20 protein-coding genes are annotated in these 23,341 nt (G+C 64.0%); 16 read left to right on the forward strand and 4 right to left on the reverse strand.

The genetic code is table 11. The annotated features are described in order from the left end of the window. The first annotated feature begins 1 nt into the window (after position 1). The 13 genes from ACT9T4_RS19665 (at position 2) to ACT9T4_RS19725 (ending at position 16,788) form a co-directional block, all read left to right on the forward strand. Positions 2–1,357 (forward strand): HAMP domain-containing sensor histidine kinase, encoded by a 1,356-nt coding sequence (locus ACT9T4_RS19665; protein ID WP_042551906.1) that lies wholly within the window; start codon positions 2–4, stop codon positions 1,355–1,357. Positions 1,358–1,519: 162 nt separating this feature from the next. Then, the gene (locus tag ACT9T4_RS19670) at positions 1,520–3,814 is read left to right on the forward strand and encodes a TonB-dependent siderophore receptor (RefSeq protein WP_499118571.1); all 2,295 of its coding nucleotides are present in this window, start codon (positions 1,520–1,522) and stop codon (positions 3,812–3,814) included. 69 nt (positions 3,815–3,883) lie between these two features. After that, positions 3,884–5,386 carry a class I SAM-dependent methyltransferase gene (locus ACT9T4_RS19675; RefSeq protein WP_179538737.1) on the forward strand — a complete coding sequence of 501 codons (1,503 nt, stop codon included), beginning with the start codon at positions 3,884–3,886 and terminating at the stop codon, positions 5,384–5,386. Beyond that, positions 5,386–6,342, forward strand: coding sequence for an alpha/beta hydrolase (locus ACT9T4_RS19680; RefSeq protein WP_499118574.1), 957 nt, complete (start codon positions 5,386–5,388; stop codon positions 6,340–6,342). The genes ACT9T4_RS19675 and ACT9T4_RS19680 overlap by 1 nt, the downstream gene beginning before the upstream one ends. A 167-nt stretch (positions 6,343–6,509) precedes the next feature. After that, positions 6,510–7,433 carry an ABC transporter substrate-binding protein gene (locus ACT9T4_RS19685; protein WP_499118576.1) on the forward strand — a complete coding sequence of 308 codons (924 nt, stop codon included), beginning with the start codon at positions 6,510–6,512 and terminating at the stop codon, positions 7,431–7,433. Further along, entirely contained in the window at positions 7,430–8,443 is a 1,014-nt protein-coding gene (locus ACT9T4_RS19690) for a FecCD family ABC transporter permease (RefSeq protein ID WP_042551901.1), read from the forward strand. Before ACT9T4_RS19685 ends, ACT9T4_RS19690 begins: the two co-directional genes overlap by 4 nt. Beyond that, a complete protein-coding gene (locus ACT9T4_RS19695) occupies positions 8,440–9,504 on the forward strand; it encodes a FecCD family ABC transporter permease (protein WP_499118578.1) in 1,065 nt (354 codons plus the stop codon). Before ACT9T4_RS19690 ends, ACT9T4_RS19695 begins: the two co-directional genes overlap by 4 nt. A gap of 39 nt (positions 9,505–9,543) precedes the next feature. Further along, on the forward strand, positions 9,544–10,380 hold the full coding sequence (locus tag ACT9T4_RS19700; protein WP_042551899.1) for an ABC transporter ATP-binding protein: 837 nt from the start codon (positions 9,544–9,546) through the stop codon (positions 10,378–10,380). Positions 10,381–10,592: 212 nt separating this feature from the next. Then, complete coding sequence (gene cysM, locus ACT9T4_RS19705) at positions 10,593–11,498, forward strand: cysteine synthase CysM (RefSeq protein ID WP_042551898.1); 906 nt, start codon at positions 10,593–10,595, stop codon at positions 11,496–11,498. Beyond that, positions 11,498–12,850 carry a 23S rRNA (uracil(1939)-C(5))-methyltransferase RlmD gene (gene rlmD / locus ACT9T4_RS19710; RefSeq protein WP_499118580.1) on the forward strand — a complete coding sequence of 451 codons (1,353 nt, stop codon included), beginning with the start codon at positions 11,498–11,500 and terminating at the stop codon, positions 12,848–12,850. The genes cysM and rlmD overlap by 1 nt, the downstream gene beginning before the upstream one ends. Before the next feature lie 185 nt (positions 12,851–13,035). Beyond that, entirely contained in the window at positions 13,036–15,282 is a 2,247-nt protein-coding gene (gene relA / locus ACT9T4_RS19715; protein ID WP_042551896.1) for a GTP diphosphokinase, read from the forward strand. A 60-nt stretch (positions 15,283–15,342) separates the two neighbouring features. Next, complete coding sequence (gene mazG / locus ACT9T4_RS19720) at positions 15,343–16,170, forward strand: nucleoside triphosphate pyrophosphohydrolase (protein ID WP_499118582.1); 828 nt, start codon at positions 15,343–15,345, stop codon at positions 16,168–16,170. Between the two features lie 78 nt (positions 16,171–16,248). Then, on the forward strand, positions 16,249–16,788 hold the full coding sequence (locus ACT9T4_RS19725) for a DUF2058 domain-containing protein (protein ID WP_499118583.1): 540 nt from the start codon (positions 16,249–16,251) through the stop codon (positions 16,786–16,788). A 59-nt stretch (positions 16,789–16,847) separates the two neighbouring features. Here the strand turns inward: ACT9T4_RS19725 and ACT9T4_RS19730 are convergent, their stop codons facing one another. The 4 genes from ACT9T4_RS19730 to purM form a co-directional block, all read right to left on the reverse strand. After that, complete coding sequence (locus ACT9T4_RS19730) at positions 16,848–17,030, reverse strand: hypothetical protein (RefSeq protein ID WP_042551893.1); 183 nt, start codon at positions 17,028–17,030, stop codon at positions 16,848–16,850. A 227-nt stretch (positions 17,031–17,257) separates the two neighbouring features. Continuing rightward, complete coding sequence (locus ACT9T4_RS19735; RefSeq protein WP_042551892.1) at positions 17,258–17,974, reverse strand: DUF3108 domain-containing protein; 717 nt, start codon at positions 17,972–17,974, stop codon at positions 17,258–17,260. After that, positions 17,959–18,633 (reverse strand): phosphoribosylglycinamide formyltransferase, encoded by a 675-nt coding sequence (purN, locus tag ACT9T4_RS19740; protein ID WP_042551891.1) that lies wholly within the window; start codon positions 18,631–18,633, stop codon positions 17,959–17,961. The genes ACT9T4_RS19735 and purN overlap by 16 nt, the downstream gene beginning before the upstream one ends. Then, on the reverse strand, positions 18,633–19,691 hold the full coding sequence (purM, locus tag ACT9T4_RS19745) for a phosphoribosylformylglycinamidine cyclo-ligase (protein WP_042551890.1): 1,059 nt from the start codon (positions 19,689–19,691) through the stop codon (positions 18,633–18,635). Before purM ends, purN begins: the two co-directional genes overlap by 1 nt. Positions 19,692–19,994: 303 nt before the next feature. On the opposite strand from purM, the gene ACT9T4_RS19750 reads away from it, so the two are divergent. The 3 genes from ACT9T4_RS19750 (at position 19,995) to hda (ending at position 23,151) form a co-directional block, all read left to right on the forward strand. Continuing rightward, positions 19,995–21,077, forward strand: coding sequence for a DUF2066 domain-containing protein (locus ACT9T4_RS19750; protein ID WP_499118586.1), 1,083 nt, complete (start codon positions 19,995–19,997; stop codon positions 21,075–21,077). Between the two features lie 113 nt (positions 21,078–21,190). Continuing rightward, positions 21,191–22,261: an AI-2E family transporter gene (locus ACT9T4_RS19755; RefSeq protein ID WP_042551888.1), complete on the forward strand. Its 1,071-nt coding sequence runs from the start codon at positions 21,191–21,193 to the stop codon at positions 22,259–22,261. Positions 22,262–22,446: 185 nt separating this feature from the next. Next, entirely contained in the window at positions 22,447–23,151 is a 705-nt protein-coding gene (gene hda, locus ACT9T4_RS19760; RefSeq protein WP_179538730.1) for a DnaA regulatory inactivator Hda, read from the forward strand. The last annotated feature ends 190 nt before the right edge of the window (positions 23,152–23,341 follow it).

Below are 23,341 nucleotides of genomic sequence, written 5' to 3' on the forward strand. Positions count from 1 at the left end.
GGTGCCCGGCCGGCACTCGCTGTTCTGGAAACTGGTCGTCGGGCTGGCGCTGTTCTGCCTGCTGATCATCAGCCTGCATGTGGATCTCGACAAGCGTGTCTACGACTCGATGTCCATTTTGTCCGACTCCAGCCAGCGGGCTATGCGCGGCTTCGCGCAGGAGGCCGAAAGCGCCTGGACAGAGCGAGGGACCCCGGGGCTGGATGATTTTCTCCGTGAGTTGCGCGAGCGCGAGGAGGTCTGGGCCATGGTGGTGAATGACGATCACCGGTCGCTGTCCTCGCAGGCGCTCACTAGAGAGGAGGCGCTACGCCTGGACTTCGTGCGCAGCCTCGATCAGAAGGTCGGGCGGCCAGGCGGGCGGCCGACCTTTTACGTGCCCTTCAGTGACGGCCATACCCGTCTGGTGATGGAGCTGCCGCCACGGCTGGACCCGCGCTACTACCAGCCGCTGTGGGAGTTTCTCCTGCGCCAGGTGCTGCCGGCCTCGCTCGCCATACTGCTTGGCACCTTGCTGTACCGCCTGTTCATCGCGCCGCTGGTGATCCTGCGCCGCCAGGCCAATGCCCTGAGCGCCGGGGACCTGAGCGCTCGCGTGGGGCCACCGGTGGCGGCTCGCAAGGACGAGCTCGGTGAGCTGGGACGGGCTTTCGATCACATGGCCGAGCGCCTGCAGGGCACCGTCGCCTACCAGCGCCGCCTGCTGCGCGACCTGTCCCATGAGCTGCGAACGCCCTTGAGTCGCCTGCGCGTTGCCGCTGACGGCGAGAGCGACCCGCAGGTGCTGCGCCAGCGTCTGGATCGTGAAATCACCATCATGCAACGCCTGGTGGAAAACTCTCTGGAGCTGGCCTGGCTGGATTCCGAACGCCCGCAGTTTGCCCGTGAGCCGATTCGCCTGGTGCAGCTCTGGGACATGCTGGTCGAGGATGCCTGTTTCGAAACGGGCTGGTCGAGCGACCAGTTGCAGTTCCAGGTGGATGAGAGCTGCCTCGTCGCCGCCAACCTGACCAGCCTCGCCCAGGCCCTGGAGAACCTGCTGCGCAATGCCATCCGCCATTCGCCAGCCGACGGCAGGGTGCGTTTGCTGGGAGAGCTGGAAGGGGATAGCTGGCACCTGCGCCTGGTCGACGACGGGCCGGGCATCGATGTCCGTTATCTGGAGACCATCTTCGAGCCCTTCTCGCGGCTGGACAGCGCACGGCCCGGTGACGGTGGCTTTGGCCTCGGCCTGAGTATCGCCCGTAGTGCCATCGCCTTGCAGGGCGGCCGCCTGTGGGCCGAAAGCCCGCCCGGCAGCGGCCTGCACATGCATCTGCTGCTGCCAGCCGCCGAGCTCCGGGAGCAAAGTGTATAGAGTGTAAATGACGTTTACTCTCATATGATATTTACTATCATTTGCGCCGTTATGACGGCGGGGACGCCTCTAGAATGGCTGCCTGAGTAATCAGTTCCGACATCCCCGTCCGCCGATTTCTGCCCGCTTGGGCATGACGCGTATGGGGTTGAAGGGACGTCTATGAATCCGAAGTACAAACCGAATCTGCTGGCCACGGCCATCATGCTGGCATTCAGCGCGCCCGCGGCGGTGTATGCGCAAGTGACCGAAATTACCCTCGACGAGGCGGCAGCCAGCGGCGAAGGCAGCGTTTCTGCCGAGGGAACACGCGCACTGGAAATCGGCGAGACCCGGGTCATCGGCACGGCCGAGCAGGAGCTCAAGCAGGCACCCGGGGTGTCGGTTATCACCGCTGACGATATCCAGCGTCATCCGCCTGCCAACGATCTCTCGGAAATCATTCGACGCATGCCTGGCGTCAATCTGACGGGTAACAGTGCCAGTGGGCAATTCGGCAACAGCCGGCAGATCGACCTGCGTGGCATGGGGCCGGAAAATACCCTGATCCTTATCGATGGCAAGCCCGTCACTTCGCGCAATTCGGTGCGCATGGGCCGTTCCGGTGAGCGTAACGGCCGTGGCGACAGCAACTGGGTACCAGCCGAGGCGGTCGACCGCATCGAGGTGCTGCGTGGCCCGGCGGCGGCGCGTTATGGTTCCGGCGCTGCCGGGGGCGTGGTGAATATCATCACCAAGGCACCCGGAAAAACGGTGTCCGGCTCCGTCACGGCCTACACCAACATTCCGGAAGACAGCGATGAAGGGGCCACCCGCCGCTTGAGTTTCAACACTGCAGGGCCGCTGAGCGACGACCTGTCCTTCCGCGTCTATGGCAACCTGAACAAGACAGACGCCGATGAGCCGACGCTCAACGGCGAGCATGCGGCCGGTACCAATCCGGCTCCTGCAGGGCGTGAGGGCGTGCGCAACAAGGATCTCAATGCGCTGCTGCGTTGGGATATGAATGATCAGCAAACTTTGGAGTTCGAAAGCGGTTTTAGCCGTCAGGGCAACATCTACGCTGGCGAGCGCGCCCAGGATCACCCCAGTACGATCGCCAATACCACCGGCCTGCTGGGCCGGGAAACCAACACCATGTACCGCCAGACTGCCGGCGTTACCCACCGTGGTGATTGGGATTTCGGCACCTCGCAGCTCGGTCTTTCCTACGAGAACACTCGCAACCGTCGCATGTCCGAAGGCCTGGCCGGTGGGCCGGAAACCGGTATCAACGGGACGGATAAGGCGACCTCCGAGCTGCAGAACTATCGCCTCTTCGGTGAGCTCAACCTGCCGCTGGAGCTAGGTTTCCACCAGACCCTGACGGTCGGTGGTGAGTTCGTGCGCGAAGAACTGGACGATCCGTACTCCAACAGCCAGTCGGGTAGCTACAACGGCGCAACGCTGCCAGGCATGAGTGCCGGTGGGCGCAGCGGGGAGTCGGACGCCGACAACTATGCGCTCTATATCGAGGACAATATCGAGCTGACGCCGGACTGGACGCTGACGCCTGGCCTGCGCTTCGATGACAACAGCATCTTCGGCAGCAACTGGAGCCCGAGCCTCAACAGCTCCTACAAACTGACCGACACCATTACCCTCAAGGGGGGAGTGGCCAAGGCGTTCAAGGCGCCCAATCTGTATCAGTCCAACCCCAACTACGTGTATTTCTCGATGGGTAATGGCTGCCCGATCAACTCCCCGAATCAGGGCGCCGGTTGCTACATCCTGGGTAACGAGAATCTCGATGCCGAGACCAGCATCAACAAGGAAATCGGCATCGCGTTCGATGACGCGGGCTGGATCGCGGGGTTGACCTACTTCCATAACGACTACAAGGACAAGATCGTCGCCGGCATGGGCAACGGCAGCGGTCCGGTTCAGCTCATTCCTGGTACGGGTACCAATGTCGCACAGGTTTTCGAGTGGGAAAACGCCCCCAAGGCCATCGTATCCGGCTGGGAAGGGAACCTCACGGTCCCGCTGCTCGGCACCCAGGGCGAGACCCTGAGCTGGAATACCAATTTCACCTACATGATCCAGAACAAGAACAAGAGCACTGGCGAGCCGCTGTCGGTGATTCCGAAGTACACCGTCAACTCCATGCTCGACTGGAGCGTCACCCAGGCGCTGGATCTGTCGCTGATCGTCACCCATTACGGCAAACAGGAACCGCGACGTCTGACCACCGATGGTGGCGCTGCCAGCGGCGATGCCTTGCGGGCACGTGATCCCTACACGCTGGTCGGTCTGGGGGCCAACTACGAACTGAGCGAAAACTGGCGTTTCGCGGCTGGTGTCAGCAACCTGTTCGACAAGCAGATCCGCCGCGAGAGCATTTCCGGTGCCGAAGGCGCCAACAACTACAACGAGCCAGGTCGAGCGTTCTATGTCTCCGCGACCACCTCGTTCTGACTAGTCGCATCCAGGCCATCGCCCCTTGCACAGGGCGATGGCTTTTCGCGTTTCTACGGATCGAGATCCATGGCTGCCGAGTACATCACCGACGTTCCCTATCCGCATTTCTTCCAGCGGGAAACCACGCCGATCTGGCTGAGTTTCGCGGCCCGTGCGCTGGGGCGTGCGAGCCCCGACTTGCGTCAGCCATTCGTGTCCTGCGAGCTGGGTTGCGGTCAGGGCTTCGCCACCGTGCTGCAGGCTGTGGCCAACCCCCATGGGCATTTCGTTGGAGTGGACTTCAATGCTCGGCACATCGCCCACGCCCGAGCGTTGGCCAAGGCCGCAGGCGTGAGCAACGTGGAGTTCGTCGAAGACAGTTTCCAGGCCATGCTGGAGAACGCCAGCCCATCGCCACGATACGATTTCATCATCCTGCACGGCGTGTACTCCTGGGTTCCCTCGGCGGATCGGCAACGGCTCCGGCAGTTCGTCGAGCGGCAACTGAAGCCGGATGGCATCGTATTCCTCGGCTACATGGCACAGCCCGGGCTGGACTTCTTCGCGGCGCCTCGACGTTTCGTGCAGCAATACGCACAGACCCTCTGCGGCTCTTCCGCGCAACGCGTCGTCGAAGCCTTGCGTGCACTGCAGCGTCTGTGCGCGAGTGGTGCGGGGTTGTTCGCCCATGATCGGCAAGTAGCCGGGCATATCGAGCGCAGCCTGCAGGACGACCCTTGTTACCTTGCCCACGAGTTGCTCAACGAGCACTGGTCGACGCTGCCGGTCGCCGAGGTGATGGCGGACTTCGAGTCGTGCGGCACGGGGTATATCGGCAGCGCCAGCCTGATGGACAACATCGACGACCTGTCCCTGCCGGCGAACGTCATCGAGCAGCTCGCCGGGCTGCAGGGGGCTGCCCTGCGGGAAACCTTCAAGGATCTGGCACGCAACCAGACCCAGCGCCGCGATCTCTACCAGCGTGGCGGCAGCACGCTCGACGAATACGCGCACAAGGCTGCCTTGTTCGATCAGGTAGTGGCCGCGTTACCGGGGGCGCCGGCCAGCGGGGGCGTGACATTCGATACGCGGATTGGCGCGGTCGAGGGCGCCGAGCAGCTGTTCTCGCCGATTCTGCAGGCCCTGGCGCAGCGTCCGCAGAGCTTTCCCGCTTTGTTGAGGTTACCCGCGCTGGCAGGGCAGGCAGGGAGTATCAGCCCGGCGCTGCAAGCACTGGCTGCCGCCGGGCACGTGCATCCCTTGCTGCCCGGCCAGATCGATCTGGCGGGCTGCCAGGCCTTCAACAGAGTGATCAGCGAGCGCGTTCTTGGCGGTGCTCGCTATTCCCATCTGGCGGCGCCAAGTCTGGGCTCAGGGATCTCCGCTAATTTCGTCGAGATGGCTGCCGCGCGGGTTCTGCTCGACCATCCGCACTTGCGTGGCGCGGCGCTTCGCCAGACCGTGGACGCCTTGCTGCGAAAGGTCGGCTGGCAGCCCCTGGCCAACCCCGTGGATCCCCTGCAGGCCCAACTGAGCCGCTTCGAAAGCGACACGCTGCCCATCTGGCAACAACTCGGTGTGGTGGGCTGATGAACGCATGGCTGGGCATCTTCGTCCTGTTACTGACAATCACTGGTGTCGCCGTGGCCAAGCCGGATCTTTCCCAACCGCTGGGGCCGACCTTGGCCGATCACGGTTCTGCCCATTACCGTTTCACCCAGCAGGATCTGGCTTCCGTTGATGGCCAACGCCATTACCGCATCTGGATCGCTACCCCCAGACAGGCCGCGCCTGCCTCTGGCTATCCGGTGCTTTACCTGCTCGATGGCAACGCCGCGCTCGGTGCATTGCAGGAGCAGCAGTTAGCCGACCTGGACCGGCGTGGGCCGCCCGTGCTGGTGTTCGTCGGTTATGCCACTGACCTGCGTTTCGATGCGACTGCCCGGGCGTACGACTACACACCACCGCTGCCCGGCGGCGAACCGGTGATCGACGATATAGCCCGCCAGCGCCACGGCGGGGGGGCGGATCTGTTCCTCGATCTGCTCGAGCAGCGCATCAAGCCGCTGGTCCAGGCTCGGGTCAGCATCGACCCGCAGCGACAAAGTCTGTGGGGACACTCCTATGGCGGTCTGCTGACCCTGCACGCGCTGTTCACCCGTCCTGACAGCTTCCAGCGCTACATCGCTGCCGATCCTTCGCTGTGGTGGCAGAGCGGTTTCATTCTTCAGGAGGCCCGGGCATTCATCACCAGGGGGCAGGCGTTCGACCTCACGCTGCTGACCGGGGGCGCAGAGCGCAAGCGCCCGCCTGTCGACAAGGACGAGGCCCCGCACGTGCGTGCGCGCCGCGAGGCCACCGCAGCAGTACCGGCCAACGCCGCCGAGCAACTGGCCGAGCGCCTGGCGGCCATCCCGCAAGCCCGCGTTCGCTATCGGCGCTACCCGGAACTGAGTCACGGCCCGATGCTGCCGGCCTCGCTCGGCCCGGCTCTGCGCCTGAGCGCCGGAGACGATACCGCCGTTGCCCGAGTGGTGCCGCAATGAGCCGGTTCGGCGCGGCGGCGATGCACCCGGAATTTACATATGTAAATGAAAATCCTGAACATTTTTGCCGCAGTATGGCTGCTGCCGCGAAGCCAGGACCGTGCCACTGCGCTGCGACCGCCTGCAGGGCGCAGCCGTTCGTTTGACCGTAAAGAAAGGAGGTTTCGATGATTGCTAGCCTATCCCGATGCTCACGCCTGCTGGCGTTTTCCGGCCTGGTCGCGCTGTTGCCACTGGGCAGTGCCGTGGCCGAATCACGCACCCTCGATACGGCCTTCGGTGCGCTCGAGTTGCAGGGCACGCCGCAGCGTGTGGTCACCCTGGGCGAGAATGCGCTGGATGTCGCCCTGGCCGTTGGCGTCAAGCCCCTGGGCAGCGTTGCCACGCGCGGTGGCAGCGATGTGTCGGCGTACTTGAAGAGCAAGGCGGGTGATATCCGCATCGTCGGCACCGCCCGGGAAACCAATCTGGAGTCGGTGTTCGCCTTGCAGCCGGATCTGATTCTGGCTTCGCCGGAGCTCACCCGGGATCAGTACCAGAAGCTCAGCCTGATCGCGCCGACCGCGGTACCCAAGGGCAACTCGTTCCAGGACTGGCGCAATAATGTCGAGTTCTATGGCAAGGCTCTTGGCAAGGTCGATGAAGCCAAGGCCGCCATCGCCGCGGTCGACACGCGCATCCAGAGCATCAAGAGCAGGATCGAGCCGGGGCAGGTCGCTTCGGTGGTGCGCTGGAGCCCGCAGGGGCCGGGCGTGATGTCCCAGCACCTGTTCGTGGGCCAGTTGCTGAGCCAGCTTGGTTTCAAGGGCACGGCAATGGCCGCGGAGCTGACCAGCAAGCCCCATAGCGATGCCCTGAGCCTGGAGAACCTGTCGCGCATCGACGGTGACTGGCTGTTCCTTGCCACCCTCAACGCCGATGGCGACAAGGCCCTGGAGCAGGCCCGTCAGCAGCCGGCATTCGCGCGCCTGAAGGCGGTCAGCAGCGGCCATGTGCAGAGCGTCGACGGGCAGATCTGGAGCAGTGGCAGCGGGCCGCTGGCTGCCAACGTGATTCTCGATGACGTGGAGAAGGCCGTCGCCTCGCAATGACCGTGGATGTGAAGGGCGGTCGTCCGCCACTGGCCAAAGCGCTGGCGGGGGTGGCCGCGTCGTTGGCGCTATTGTGCGTTGCCAGCCTGCTGATCGGCGCGGGGGAGGTCGGTATCACCCGGAGCCTGTGGGCGCTGTTTGGCGCTGCGGATGACGAAGCGCGCTTCGTGCTCTTCGAGTTGCGCCTGCCCCGCACGCTGCTGGGTGTGCTGGTCGGCGTCGCGCTGGGGGCCGCTGGTGTGGTGCTGCAGTCGGCGACCCGCAATCCGCTGGCCGAGCCCGGTCTGCTGGGCGTGAGTGCCGGGGCGTCCTTCGCGGTGGTGGTGGCGATCAGTCTGGGCGCCAGTGCGGCCACCCTGAATCTCGGCGTGGCCATCGCGGGCGCCATGGCGGGTTGCCTGCTGGTATTGCTGGTCACCCAGGTGCGTGGTGTCGGTGACGATCCGGTGCGCCTGGTGCTGGCCGGTGCAGCCTTCTCGGGCATTCTCACCGCCATCAGCACCTTGATTCTGCTGCACGACCAGCGCAGCGCCGACGAGATTCGTTTCTGGATCATCGGTGCCCTGGCCGGTCGCCCTCAGGATGTATTGACCTGGAGTACGCCTGGCCTGGTGCTGGGCTTGCTGCTGCTCGTGCCGTTGATCCGCCCGCTGGCTGCCCTGGCCCTTGGCGAGAAGATGGCCACCGGTCTCGGCCACCATCCTGGCCTGACCCGGCTTGGCGCCTTGCTGGGCGTGGCCGTGCTGGTCGGTACCGCCACGGCGGCGGCCGGCCCGATGGCCTTCGTTGGCCTGGTCGTGCCGTTCGTGGCGCGTCGCCTGCTGGGGCCGGACATTCGCCGCACCATCGGTGCGTCGCTGTTGCTCGGGCCGATCATCGTGTTGTTCGCCGATATCCTGTCGCGCCTGCTGGTCAGCCCCTACGAGCTGCCGATTGGCGTGGTGACCGCCCTGATCGGCGCGCCGGTGCTGATCGCCGTGGTACGTAGCCACAGGTTGCCGACCTTATGAGTGGCCCTCTGTCGTCCATGCCCAAGGCACCGAGCGGATACTGGTTGCTGGCGTTTGGCTCGCTGCGCGTGCTGTTGAACAGGCGTGGCGTGTTCGCCGCACTGGGGCTCTCGGCGGCAATCGTGCTCATCACCGGCATCAGTCTGGCCTCCGGCGCCGCTGGCCTGTCCCCATGGACGGCCCTGGCGGCTGCGTTTGGTCAGGGTGAGCCCATGCACGTGTTTCTGGTTCAGGAGCTGCGCTTGCAACGCCTGGTCGCCGGTCTGCTCACCGGCGCGGCGTTCGGGATTGGTGGCTGCTTGCTGCAGACCCTGGCGCGCAACCGCCTGGCTACCCCGGGAGTGATCGGCATCGACGACGGCGCCACGGCCTTCGCCGTGGCGTCCATCGTTGCCGTACCCACCACCCTGGCACCTTCCGCGCTGGCGCTTACCGGCGCTACCACTGCGGCGGTGCTGGCTTTCGGTCTGAGTGCCGGTGCGGGTGCCCGGGGCTATCGCTTCATCGTGGTCGGCATCGCCGTGGGTGCCGTGTTCGGCGCGCTGACCAATTTGATGCTGGCACGCGCCGATATCGATGCCGCCAACGTGGCCTACCCCTGGACGGTCGGCAGCCTCAACGCGCGCCCCGCGCTGGCCATCTGGCTACTGGGTATCGGCCTGACCCTGTGCCTGCCACTGGTCAAGTACCTGGCTCAGCGCCTGGAACTGATGCGTTTTTCCGACAGCGTGGCGGTGGGGCTTGGCGTGCGTCTCAGGGCCATGCGCCTGCTGACCCTGATCACTACGGTACTGCTCACCGCGCTGGCCGTTGCGGTGGCCGGGCCGGTGGGGCTGGTGGCCCTCGCCGCGCCGGAGATGGCCCTCTACCTGAGTGGCCATCGCGGCGTGCCTGTGCTGTGTTCGGCATTGGCGGGTGCGCTGTTGATGACCTGTGGGGACTGGGTCGGGCGTACCTGGCTGGCACCCATCGAAATTCCCGTCGGGGTGATCACCGCCGTGGTTGGCGGGCCCTATTTGCTGTGGATCCTGTTGCGCCAGCCGTCGCGCAGACTGACATGAAAGGCCGCCTCCATCGGCGGCCGCTGCGGAGTTGAGCCGATGACTACGTCCAAGCTGTTCGCCACTCGGCCCGAGGCCGAGGTTACCCTGCAGGCCGAGGGCCTGAGCCTGGGTTACCCCCATGCAGCGATCATCGAGCGCTTGTCCCTGCGCATTCCGTCAGGACAGGTGACCGCCATCGTCGGCCCCAATGGTTGTGGCAAATCGACCTTGCTGGCCGGCCTGTCGCGTTTGCACAAACCCAGTGCCGGCGCGGTGCTGCTCAACGGCCGGGCCATCGGCAGCCTGCCGTCCAAACAGGTGGCGAGGCAACTGGCACTGCTGCCCCAGGACGCCACGGCACCCGACGGCCTGACCGTCTCCGAGCTGATCCGCTTCGGTCGCCAGCCGCACCAGAGCCTGCTGCGTCAGTGGTCGGCGGACGACCAGGCCATCGTCGAAGAGGCGCTGCGCGTGGCCGACCTGCAAGCACTGGCCGAGCGTCCGCTGGAGTCGATGTCCGGTGGCCAGCGCCAGCGCGCCTGGATCGCCATGGCGGTAGCGCAGCAGACGCCGTTGCTGTTGCTCGACGAACCCACCTCGGCGCTTGATTTAGGCCACCAGATCGAAGTGTTCGAGCTGATCCGCAGCCTGGCGTCGGTGGGCAAGACCGTGGTGATGGTGGTACACGACCTGTCCAGCGCCTGCCGCTATGCCGATCATCTGGTGGCGATGAAGGCGGGGCGTATCGTCGCCGAGGGTTCGCCGGTCGACATCGTCACACCGGCACTGGTCGAGGAGCTCTACGACGTACGCTGCACGCTGATGCGCGATCCGCTCAGTGGCACCCCGGTGATCGCGGGTGTCACGAGGGGCGCCCGCACGGCCGAGGGTTGAACCTCCGTGAATCCTAGACCGATCCGTTATTAGCTTAGATCGTCTTGTTTGATGGTCTTGATCCGTTGGCCTGCGACGCAGAGGGCTGGGGCTCCAGCGCTACCCGACAGCCGTCGCCAGCCAGTCGACGGCGATGCAGGTGATAGTAGGGCTCGGACCTTTTTGCCGGTATCATTACCGCCCCCTGCAGCCGTCTGGACTCGATCGACGCTATGACCCCGCAATACCCCACGATCGCCGAATGCGTCGGCAATACGCCTCTGGTTCGCCTGCAACGACTGGCCGGCGATACCAGCAACACCCTGCTGGTGAAGCTCGAAGGCAATAACCCGGCCGGCTCGGTGAAAGATCGCCCGGCATTGTCGATGATCACCCGTGCCGAACTGCGCGGTGACATCGAACCCGGCGACACGCTGATCGAGGCGACTTCGGGTAACACCGGCATCGCACTGGCCATGGCCGCAGCGATCAAGGGCTACAAGATGATCCTCATCATGCCGGACAACTCCAGTGCCGAGCGCAAGGCGGCGATGACCGCCTACGGCGCCGAGCTGATCCTGGTGAGCAAGGAGCAGGGTATGGAGGGTGCCCGCGATCTGGCCCTCTCCATGCAGGCCGACGGCCGCGGCAAGGTGCTCGATCAGTTCGCCAACGGCGACAATCCGGTTGCCCATTACACCGGTACCGGCCCGGAAATCTGGCGCCAGACGGGCGGGCAGATCACCCACTTCATCAGCTCCATGGGAACCACCGGCACCATCATGGGCGTGTCGCGTTACCTCAAGGAGCAAAATCCGCACGTGCAGATCGTCGGTCTGCAGCCTATGGAGGGCTCGGCGATTCCGGGCATCCGTCGCTGGCCGGAAGAGTACCTGCCGAAAATCTTCGAATCCGAGCGTGTCGACCAGATCGTCGACATGGCGCAGGCCGAGGCCGAAGACGTGATGCGTCGCATGGCACGCGAGGAAGGTATCTTCTGCGGCGTGTCCTCCGGCGGTGCGGTCGCGGCCATGCTGCGCCTGTCCAGGCAACTGGAGAATGCGGTGCTGGTCGCCATCATCTGTGATCGCGGTGACCGCTATCTGTCCACTGGCGTGTACGACGCCACGGAGAACTGATGGCCGGCAAGAATGGCGGTCTGCGCTTTCAGCCAAGCGGCGGCACGCGAACGGCTCAGGTGCCCGTCGGCAAGAAACAGCGTATGAAGATCGAGCGGCTGGCCAATGACGGCCGCGGTATCGCGTTCATCGAAGGTCGAACCTGGTTCGTCAGCGGCGCGTTGCCCGGTGAAGAGGTCGAGGCGCGGGTGCTCGGTGCCCGCAGCAAGGTCGTGGACGCGCGCACCGAACGGGTCTTCCAGGCCAGCTCCGAGCGCCGCGACGAGCCGTGCGTACACGCCCGCGTGTGTGGCGGCTGCAGCGTGCAGCACATTGCCCATGGCGAACAGCTTGCCCTGAAGCAGCGCATGCTCGCCGAGCAGCTCGAACGTCTTGGCGGCTTGCGACCCGATATCTGGGCAGAGCCGCTGAGCAGCCCCGAATTCGCCTACCGCCGCCGTGCACGTATCGCCGTCCGTTGGGACATGCGTGGCAAGCGCCTGGAAGTTGGCTTCCGCGCGGCGGCCAGCCAGGACATCGTCGCCATTGGCGAATGCCCGGTACTGGTCGAACCGCTGCAGCCGATCCTGCGTGCATTGCCCGCGTTGCTCGGCGGATTGCAGGCACCTCGCGCCATCGGTCATGTCGAGCTGTTCCAGGGCACCGCCAGCGCCGTTCTGGTGCGCCACACCGACGCCTTGAGCGAGGTGGACCAGGCTCGACTGCAAGCCTTCTGCACGGTGCATCGCGCGCAGCTGTGGCTGCAGGGCGAGGGTGAGCCTCAGCCGGTGGATGCCGCGCAGCAACTGGGCTATCGGCTGGACACCTGGAACCTGCAGTTGGCTTACCGGCCGGGTGACTTCGTGCAGGTGAATGCCGCCGTCAACGAGGCGATGGTGGCCCAGGCCTTGCACTGGTTGGCGCCGCGTGGCGATGAACGGGTGCTGGATCTGTTCTGCGGGCTCGGCAACTTCGCCTTGCCGCTGGCCCGGCAAGCGCGCGAAGTGATCGCCGTGGAGGGCGTGCAGGCCATGGTCGAGCGTGCGGCAGACAATGCCCGCGCCAACGGCCTGGGCAATGCGCACTTTTATCAGGCCGACCTGTCCAAACCGCTGACCGATGCTGACTGGGCTGCGGGCGGTTTCGACGCTATTTTGCTCGACCCGCCACGTGATGGTGCGCTGCAGGTGGTTCAGCAGATCGCGGGCCTCGGCGCCGAGCGGCTGGTTTACGTATCCTGCAACCCGACGACCCTGGCGCGGGACAGTGGCGAATTGTTGCAACAGGGTTATCGACTGAAAAAAGCCGGTATTCTGGACATGTTTCCGCAAACGGCACATGTTGAGGCGATGGCGCTGTTCGAGCGCTCATGACATGCCTGGGGGCGCGCTGGGCAACTGTCCATCGGATGCCTCTCCAGGCCTCGGGCAGGTTCCGAGATGTAGGTAGATAATAAGTGCAATGGCGCACAGGGATTGCGCCGATGTGGTCAAACCGACCGGCTCGCAGAAGCCAGGCGACATTTAGTGGGGCACGCCCCGCTGTAGGGAAGGTAAAGATGGTTCAGGTTAGAGTGCACCAGCCCATCAACGATGATGGCAGTATCAATCTCGAGGCCTGGTTGGAGCACGTTACGAGTGTCGACCCCGCACTCGACCGTGATGCTCTGCGTGACGCTTGTGAGTTTGCCCGAGCGGCCGAGCAGCAGGCCAACGCGGCACAGAATCTGTGGACCGAGGGCTCGTCCAGCTACAGTGCCGGGCTGGAAATCGCCGAGATCCTCGCCGACCTCAAGCTCGATCAGGATTCCCTGGTCGCTGCGGTGATTTATCGCGGCGTGCGCGAAGGCAAGATTCCCCTGGCTGACGTCCGTCAGCGCTTCGGCCCGGTAGTGGGCAAGCTGATCGAGGGGGTGCTGCGCATGGCCGCCATCAGCGCCAGCCTCAATCCGCGTGGCGAGTCCCTGGTGCTCGGTTCCCAGGCCCAGGTCGACAACCTGCGCAAGATGCTGGTGGCGATGGTCGATGACGTACGCGTCGCCTTGATCAAGCTGGCCGAGCGAACCTGTGCGATCCGCGCGGTGAAGGACACCGACGAGGAGCGTCGTCAGCGTGTCGCCCGTGAAGTCTTCGATATCTATGCGCCGCTTGCCCACCGTCTGGGCATTGGTCATATCAAGTGGGAGCTGGAGGACCTGTCCTTCCGCTACCTCGAGCCCGAGCAATACAAGCAGATCGCCAACCTGCTGCACGAGCGCCGGCTCGATCGCGAGCACTACATCAACGAAGTGATGGAACAACTGCGCGACGAACTGGAAGCCACCGGCATCAAGGCGGACATCAGCGGCCGGGCGAAACATATCTACTCGATCTGGCGCAAGATGCAGCGCAAAGGCCTGCAGTTCAGCCAGATCTATGATGTGCGTGCGGTACGCGTACTGGTGCCCGCGGTGCGCGATTGCTACACCGCGCTGGGTATCGTGCACACCCTGTGGCGGCATATTCCCAAGGAGTTCGACGACTACATCGCCAACCCCAAGGAGAACGGCTACCGCTCGCTGCACACCGCCGTGCTGGGGCCCGAGGGCAAGGTGCTGGAGGTGCAGATTCGCACCTCCAACATGCACGAAGAGGCCGAACTCGGCGTCTGCGCCCACTGGCGCTACAAGGGCACCGACGTCAAATCCGGTTCCAGCCATTACGAAGAGAAGATTTCCTGGCTGCGCCAGGTGCTGGAGTGGCACGAGGAACTGGGCGACATCGGCGGTCTGGCCGAGCAGTTGCGTGTCGATATCGAGCCCGACCGAGTCTACGTATTCACCCCTGACGGCCATGCCATCGACCTGCCCAAAGGCGCCACGCCGCTGGACTTCGCCTACCGGGTGCATACCGAGATCGGTCACAACTGCCGTGGCGCCAAGATCAACGGTCGCATCGTGCCGCTGACCTACAGCCTGCAGACCGGCGAACAGGTCGAGATCATCACCAGCAAGCAGGGCACGCCGAGCCGTGACTGGTTGAACTCGAACCTCGGTTACATCACCACCTCGCGGGCGCGGGCGAAGATCGTCCACTGGTTCAAGTTGCAGGACCGCGACCAGAACGTCGCTGCCGGCAGAACCATGCTCGAGCGCGAGCTGGCGCGGGTAGCGCTGCCACCGGTGGACTTCGAGAAGCTCGCCGAGAAAGCCAATCTGCGTACCGCCGAGGATATGTTCGCGTCCCTGGGGGCTGGCGACTTGCGTCTGGCGCAACTGGTCAATCTCGCTCAGCAACTGGTGGAGCCGGAGCGTGGGCACGAGCAGCTCGAGCTGATTCCACGCAAGGCGCAGGGCTTCAAGCCTGGCAAGCGTGGCGACATCCAGATCCAGGGCGTCGGCAACCTTATGACGCAGATGGCCGGCTGTTGCCAGCCGCTGCCGGGGGACCCCATCGTCGGCTACATCACCCTGGGGCGCGGTGTCAGCATCCATCGTCAGGATTGCGCGGCTGTCCTGCAACTCGGTGGGCGCGAGCCGGAGCGGATCATTCAGGTCAGCTGGGGCCCGGTGCCGGTGCAGACCTACCCGGTGGACATCATCATTCGTGCCTACGACCGCTCCGGTCTGCTGCGTGACGTGACCCAGATGCTGCTCAACGAGAAACTCAACGTACTGGCGGTCAACACCCGCTCCAACAAGGAAGACAATACGGCGTCGATGTCGCTGACCGTTGAGATTCCGGGGCTGGATGCGCTGGGGCGTCTGCTCGGCCGCCTGTCGCAGTTGCCCAACATCATCGAAGCGCGGCGCCATCGGGCACCTTGAGCCGCTAGACAGGGGCAAGGCGTACCTGCGCCTTGTGCCCTGTATCGACTGGAAGACTTCATGTACCAACTTACCGACCTGCTCAACCTCATGGCCCGCCTGCGTGACCCGCAGCATGGTTGCCCCTGGGATCTGCGTCAGTCCTACGCCAGCATCGTGCCGCACACCCTCGAAGAAGCCTACGAAGTAGCGGATGCCATCGAGCGCGAGGCCTTTGCCGAACTGCCCGGCGAGCTCGGCGACCTGCTGTTTCAGGTGGTTTACTACAGCCAACTGGCCAGGGAAGAGGGGCGTTTCGAGTTCGCCGACGTGGTCGATGGCATCACCCGCAAGCTGGTTCGTCGCCATCCCCATGTATTTCCCGATGGCGACCTGTACGGCCCCGTGGATCAGCCGCGGCTGAGCGAGGCCGAGGTCAAGCAGCGTTGGGAGACCATCAAGGCCGAAGAGCGTGCCGAGCGCTCAGCGGCACCTCAGCAACTGTCATTGCTCGATGACGTGCCCAATGTGTTGCCAGCCCTGAGCCGCGCCAAGAAGCTGCAAGGCCGGGCCGCTCGGGTCGGTTTCGACTGGCCTGATGCACTGCCGGTGCTCGACAAGGTGCGCGAAGAGCTGGACGAGGTGCTCGAGGCGATCAGCGAAAACGATCCGCAAGCCATTGCCGAGGAAATCGGTGACCTGCTGTTCAGCGCCACCAATCTGGCGCGGCATCTCAAGGTCGATCCGGAAGCGGCGCTGCGGGCAGCCAATGAAAAATTCGAGCGGCGCTTCCGTTTTATCGAGCAGGCATTGCGCGAAGCAGGGCGCCCCATCGAGAATTGCACACTGGATGAGCTCGATGCCCTGTGGGGTGAGGCCAAGAAGAACGAGAAGCAGCGAGGCTGCTGAAGCGGGGCGGCACTGTCGCCTCGATGGAAATCCGATGGGCGTGCCCATCTCATTAAATTGTCTGCGGATAGGTAGGTTATGGCGATTTCATTACGTGACCAGTTGCTCAAGGCCGGGTTGGTCAACGAGAAGCAGGTCAAGCAAGCCAGCAAACAACAGCACAAGCAGCAGCGAATGGTGAAGAAGGGGCAGGCCGAGGAGGACAAGTCCGGTCAACTGGCCGCCCAGCAGGCCAAGGCCGAGAAAGCCGCCCGTGACCAGGAACTCAACCGCCAGCAACAGGAAAAGGCCGAGCAGAAAGCCCGTGCTGCGCAGATCAAGCAACTGATCGAAATTTCCCGGTTGCCCAAGCTGACCACCGAGGATTATTACAACTTCGTCGACGACAAGAAGGTCAAGCGCCTTTCGGTCAATACGCTGATGCGCGACAAGCTGAGCCGAGGCTCCCTGGCCATCGTCCGTCATGGCGGCGGCTACGAGGTGATTCCCCGTGAAGCGGCGCTGAAGATCCAGGAGCGCGACCCGCAGCGTATCCTGTTGCTCAACACGCCAACCGAGGCGCCGGACGAGGATGATCCGTACGCTGCGTATCAGGTGCCCGACGACCTGATGTGGTGAGTGCCTGACAGTGAAAATTGAAAAGCCCGCGATCCGCGGGCTTTTTGTTGCGATTCCGATCAGTGCGAGTGGGCGACTTCGGAGGACTCCAGTTCCGCCTGGTAGGCGACTGCCTCTTCTTCAGAGGGGAATATGCCGACCAACTGGTCGTTCTGGTGGACGTCCCAGATGCGTTTGCCTTCGGCCTGGGCTTCATGAGACATGTGGTGTTCGTCACGCTCGGTCACTACTACTACGCTCATTGTTCTTTCTCCAGTTTTGCCGGATAGATGCGGCGCAAAGCCTTCACGGTCGCGCTTAGCCTGCTAAGCAACGACACGATTAGGACTGTAGTAATTAGTTACAAGTTCCGCAAGCGCTTCGCTTGGCGATTGGCGATGGCTCTAGAATGGGCCGCCTGGCCTGGCGGTATTCTGCAGGCATGAAAAAGCCGGGACATGCCCGGCTTCTCGTTTCCTGCTGCTCGACGTCAGTCGCGGCGGCCTTCGACGGGTTTGCCGTCGACCGTGCCCGACTTGAGCATGATCTGGTATTCCTTGCCGTCCTTCTCCACTTGGTGCAGGCGCACCAGCAGGTAGTCCCAGTCCTTGGCGAACCAGAGGATGGTCTTGCGGCTGCTCTGCGTGGGGTCACGCACGCGTTCGACCTTGATCGCATCGATCAGTCCGGCGCTGGTGCGCACCACTTCTTCGCCAAGCACACGGAAGTCGTAGGTTTCGATTTCGTCACCGTCGACCACCTGATAGCTCATGCTCTTCTCGCCAGCGGCAACGTCATGCTGCAGGACGAGCTGGTAGGTGGACTTGTCCTGCATGCCGCGGTTGAGCGGAAAGCGCACGGGGTCGCCACGGTCGCTGCCGATCACCTGTTTCTGCGACCAGTCGAAATCGAATTCGACATCCTTGCTCTTGCCCAGGCCGCTGCGTTCGAACTTGTAGCTCTGCGGCAGGAAGGCATCGTCCTCGACCGTGAAGGTGCTCTGCTCGGTCAGGCCGGCGACCAACATCGAGGCCTTGAAGACCAGCTGCCAGCGTCCATCGTCTAGTTTCTGCAGGCTGCGTTCGGCCGAACCGCTGACCGGTACCTGTTTCCAGTCGGCGGTATAGCTGGCGGAGAAGGGCTTGGGCTCTTCGGCGAGGGCAGGCAGGCTGAACAACGCCAGGGCTAACATTAGGGCGCGGCGCATGGAGTCTCCTTGCTGTTGATGAGGTAGCCGGTAGCCGGCAATGCATTGCCGTCGAGCAGCGGGCCCGACTCGCCGAGGCGCAAACGGCCTTCGGCGAACCAGCGTACGGCGAGCGGGTAGATCTGGTGCTCCTGCACGTGAACCCGCTGCGCCAGGCTGGCGGCAGTGTCTTGCGACTGTACCGGGATTACTGCCTGTACGACCAGAGGGCCACCATCGAGTTCCTCTGTCACGAAGTGCACGCTACAGCCATGCTCGGCGTCTCCGGCTTGCAGAGCGCGCTGATGGGTGTGCAGGCCTTTGTGGCGAGGCAGCAGCGATGGGTGAATGTTCAGCAGGCGCCCATGGTAGTGGCGCACGAACCCGGGGGTGAGGATGCGCATGAAGCCTGCCAGCACCACCAGTTGTGGCGCGAAGTCATCGATGGCCTGCATCAGCGCCTGGTCGAAGGCATCGCGCCCGTCGTATTCGCCATGCTCGAGAACGCGGGTCGCGATACCCGCGTCCCGCGCCCGCTGCAGGCCGAAGGCATCGCTGCGATTGGCGATCACCGCGGCGACTCGCGCCGGGTTTTCGCCCTGGTCGATGCTGTCGATCAGCGCCTGAAGATTGCTACCGGTGCCGGACAACAGCACCACCACGTTGCAGGGTCGCGGCATCAGTGGCTTTTCAGGTTGTTCAGCACGACGCGCTCGGCACCTTCGGCGGCCGCGGCGATCTGACCGATGACCCAGGGCTGCTCACCAGCGGCGCGCAGGGTCTGCAGGGCGACTTCGACATGCTCCTGGGCTACGCAGATGACCATGCCCACGCCGCAGTTCAGCACGCGGTGCATTTCGTGCTCGTCGACGTTGCCTTTTTCCTGCAGGAAGTCGAATACCACCGGACGCTGCCAGCTGGCCACGTCGATCACTGCCTGGGCGTTGTCCGGCAGCACGCGCGGGATGTTGTCGAGCAGGCCGCCGCCGGTGATGTGGGCCATGGCCTTGACCGCGCCAGTGTCCTTGATCAGCTTGAGCAGGGGTTTGACGTAGATGCGCGTCGGTGCCATCAGCAGGTCGGCCAGCGGTTTGCCATCGAGTTCGGTCTTCTCGATGTCGGTAGCGGACACTTCGAGGATCTTGCGGATCAGCGAGTAGCCATTGGAGTGCGGGCCGGAGGAGGGCAGTGCGATCAGTGCGTCGCCGGTAGCGACCTTGGAGCCGTCGATGATCTCGGCTTTTTCCACGACGCCGACACAGAAACCGGCCAGGTCGTAGTCTTCACCTTCGTACATGCCAGGCATTTCTGCGGTTTCGCCGCCGACCAGCGAGCAGCCGGCCAGTTCGCAGCCGGCGCCGATACCGGTGACCACCGTGGCCGCCACGTCGACGTTGAGCTTGCCGGTGGCGTAATAATCGAGGAAGAACAGCGGCTCGGCGCCGCAGACCACCAGGTCGTTCACGCACATGGCGACCAGATCCTGGCCGATGCTGTCGTGCTTGTTCAGGTTCAGGGCCAGGCGCAGCTTGGTGCCCACGCCGTCTGTGCCGGAGACCAGTACGGGTTGCTTGTAGCCGGCCGGGATCTCGCACAGGGCGCCGAAGCCACCCAGGCCACCCATGACTTCAGGACGGGCGGTGCGCTTGGCTACGCCCTTGATGCGCTCGACCAGGGCTTCACCCGCGTCGATATCTACACCTGCGTCCTTGTAGCTGATGGAGGGTTGCTTGCTCATAGATCCAGGCCTTTGGAAGGGGAAAAGTCGGAATAGCACCGGCCCCTCGGGGCCGTTCTGCGAAGGCGCGCGATTTTATCAGGCTTGCCCGGCAGCGGCCAGCCACAGCGCCGGGCGGAGGCTGATCGATATGTCCTGCGAGGTTCGAAAATGAAACCCACGCTCTGGGCGCAGGTCACAAACGGACACGGCACCAGCGTCTGACGTGGCAACGCGGCTTGCGATGCGAGGGCAACAGCCCCTAAGGTATAACGCCTCGGCTTCTGCCGTGCGCCGTCTTCTTTCCGTCGAGAGTCCCAATTCATGCGCCCGACCTTCCGCCCGCTGCTTCTTTGCCTGTCGCTCCTCAGTCTGCCGACCCTGGCGGCTACGGTCAGTGACCTCTATCAGGTGAAGGAGCCGGTCGCCAGCCAGCAGCCCGAGGAACGTGATGCCGCCCTGCAACGTGCCGTAGAGACACTGGTGCTGCGCCTGACCGGCAAACCTGAGGCGGCCAAGGGCAGTGCGCTGGCGGAGCTGCGCAAGGACCCTCAACAGATCGTCAGTCAGTACGGCTACGAGGGTGATCACCTGGTGGTCGATTTCGATGCCGTGTCCACGGATCGCTCGCTGCGCCAGGCCGGGCTGCCGCTGTGGGGTGTCAATCGCCCGGCCATTCTGGCCTGGTGGCTGAACGATACGGCCAACGGCTCGAACATGGTCGGCGATGGTCAGGCCAGCGCCGAACCCCTGCGGCTGGCTGCGCAACACCGCGGTCTGCCGTTGCGCCTGCCGCTGGCGGATCTTAGTGAGCAGTTGCTGGCGACCAGCGAAAATCTCGCTGCGAAGGATCCGGATTCCCTGCGCTCGGCCTCCGAGCGCTACGGCGCCGACGCGTTGCTGGCCGTTCGTGCCAGCGAGGCCGATGGCAAGTGGCAGGCCAGTTGGCAGCTGTGGCTGGGCGAAGAGCGCGAGCAGGGCAAGGCCGAAGGTGCCGATCAGGCTGCTCTGGCCGATGCCGTGCTGCTGGCGGTGAGCGAGCGCCTGGCACCACGTTTCGTGGTTGCGCCGGGCGCGAGCACGACCCAAACCGTGGAAATCATCGGTGCCGATCTGTCGCGCTACGCCGAGCTGCAGCGCGTGCTCGAACCCTTTGGTGCGCAGCTGCAGTCGGTGCAGGCCGATCGCCTGACCTACAGGGTCAGCGCCAGCGTCGAACAGTTGCGTACCCAGCTGGGCTTATTGCAGTTGCGTGAGGTCTCCGCCGCCGAGCTGGCTGCCGAGGCACCCGCTGAAGCCGAGGCGCCGGAGCCCGTGGATGCGGGCCAGGTGCCTGTCGAACCTCAGGCAACACCTCCCGCGCCCGCCATCGTGCCACGTGACGATGTCCTGCGCTTTCGCTGGTAGACTGCCCGCAATCTGAACCGAACCGTTTCGCTGTCGACTGCTCCGGGCTCCCGCCGCTTGCCCGCGGCAGTCGAGCGCGCCGTGATCCGTCACTTCCCCCCTGAGGATTGAGCATGCCCCTTTCGTCTCGCTGGCTATGGATAGCTGCATTGCTGGTGCTGGGTGGCTTTCTGTACGTGTTGCATCCCATCCTTTCGCCTTTTCTGATCGGCATCCTGATCGCCTACCTCGGTGATCCGCTGGTGGATCGTCTCGAGCGTCTGAAACTGTCGCGCACCTGGGGCGTGATCGTGGTGTTCACGCTGTTCACGTTGCTGATAGCGCTGGCGATGCTGGTGCTCATCCCGATGCTCGGCAAGCAGCTGGCGCGCCTCTACGAACTGCTCCCGCAGATGCTCGACTGGGCGCAGAACCAAGCGTTGCCGTGGATTCAGGTCAAGCTGGGGCTCAACGAGGGCTTCTGGCGCTTCGATCAGCTCAAGGCGGCGATCTCCGGCCATCTGGGGCAGACCACCGATATCGCCGGGCTGATTCTTTCCCAGGTGACGGCGTCGAGCCTGGCGCTGATGGCCTGGGTCGCCAACCTGCTGTTGATTCCGGTGGTCAGCTTCTACCTGATGCGTGACTGGGATCTGCTGGTCGCCAAACTGCGCAGCCTGGTGCCGCGCGACAACGAAGGCGTCGTGGTGAAGCTGTTCGCCGAGTGCCACGAGGTGCTGGGTGCCTTCCTGCGTGGGCAGTTGTTGGTGATGCTCGCACTGGGTGTGATGTATTCGGTCGGCCTGATGGCCATCGGCCTGGAACTGGGCTTGCTGATCGGCCTGCTGGCCGGCCTGGCCAGCATCGTGCCTTACCTCGGTGTGGTGGTCGGGATCGGTTCGGCGCTGATTGCCGGACTGTTCCAGTTCGGCGGCGATCCCTATCCGCTGCTGGCCATCGCCGGGGTATTCGTGGTTGGGCAGATGCTCGAGGGCATGCTGCTGACTCCGCTGCTGGTCGGTGATCGCATCGGCCTACATCCCGTGGCGGTGATTTTCGCCATCATGGCGGGCGGCCAGTTGTTCGGCTTCACCGGCATTCTGCTGGCTTTGCCGGTGGCGGCGGTGATCATGGTGCTGCTGCGCCATGTGCACGATCTGTACAAGCAATCCGAGGCTTACAGCGGAGAGAAGCCCGGCGCCTGAAATCCCTGGCATGGCCGCTGCCAGGTACCGGCGTCTCGCTGGAAACCTGGCGCGGTACCGCTCTGGTTGCCTAAACCCTTGTATTGCCTTGGAAAGTACGTCAATGACAGGGCGCCTCCAAGGGTATAGACTTTGCCACCTTTATCCAGAGCCTCGATCTGGCTCCGACGAGCCTTCCCCCCAGCATGAAACCGATTCAGTTGCCCTTGGGTGTGCGTCTGCGTGACGACGCCACCTTCGCCAATTACTACCCGGGCGCCAATGCCGCAGCCCTGGGGTATGTCGAGCGCCTGTGCGAAGCGGATGCTGGCTGGACGGAGAGCCTGATTTACCTGTGGGGCGGTGAGGGTGTCGGTCGCAGCCATCTGTTGCAGGCCGCCTGCCTGCGTTTCGAGCAGCTTGGTGAGCGTGCCGTTTACCTGCCGCTGGCCGAGGTGGTGCAGTACGGCCCGGAGATTCTCGACAATCTCGAGCAGTTCGAGCTGGTTTGCCTGGACGACCTCGAAGCAGCCTCCGGTCAGCGCATCTGGGAAGAAGCGCTGTTCCATCTGTTCAACCGCCTGCGCGACAGCGGCCGCCGCTTGCTGCTGGCAGCGAACGCTTCGCCTCGTGAGTTGCCGATCAAGCTCCCCGACCTGAAATCACGCCTGACCCTGGCACTGGTATTCCAGCTGCAGTCGCTGTCCGATGAAGACAAGCTGCGCGCGCTGCAATTGCGCGCCTCGCGGCGCGGGCTGCATATGAGCGACGACGTGGGGCGCTTCATCCTCACCCGTGGCGAGCGCAGCATGAGTGCCTTGTTCGAACTGCTCGAACGCCTCGATCAGGCCTCATTACAGGCCCAACGCAAGCTCACCATTCCCTTCCTGAAAGAAACCCTGGGCTGGTAGTCGGCGTCGGGGCTCTGGCCCGTTTGCCGAACCATGCGACTGCAGGCATCCAGCCGAATCCGCGGCAGGCTGACTATTCGCCGGCAAGCCGGCTCCTACAGGGCTGCATCGATACCAGTCACGTAGGAGCCCGCTTGCGGGCGATGCGATTGCAGGTATCCAGCCGAATCCGTGGCGTGCTGAGCAATCG

Source organism: Pseudomonas sp. SZ40 (assembly GCF_052958135.1).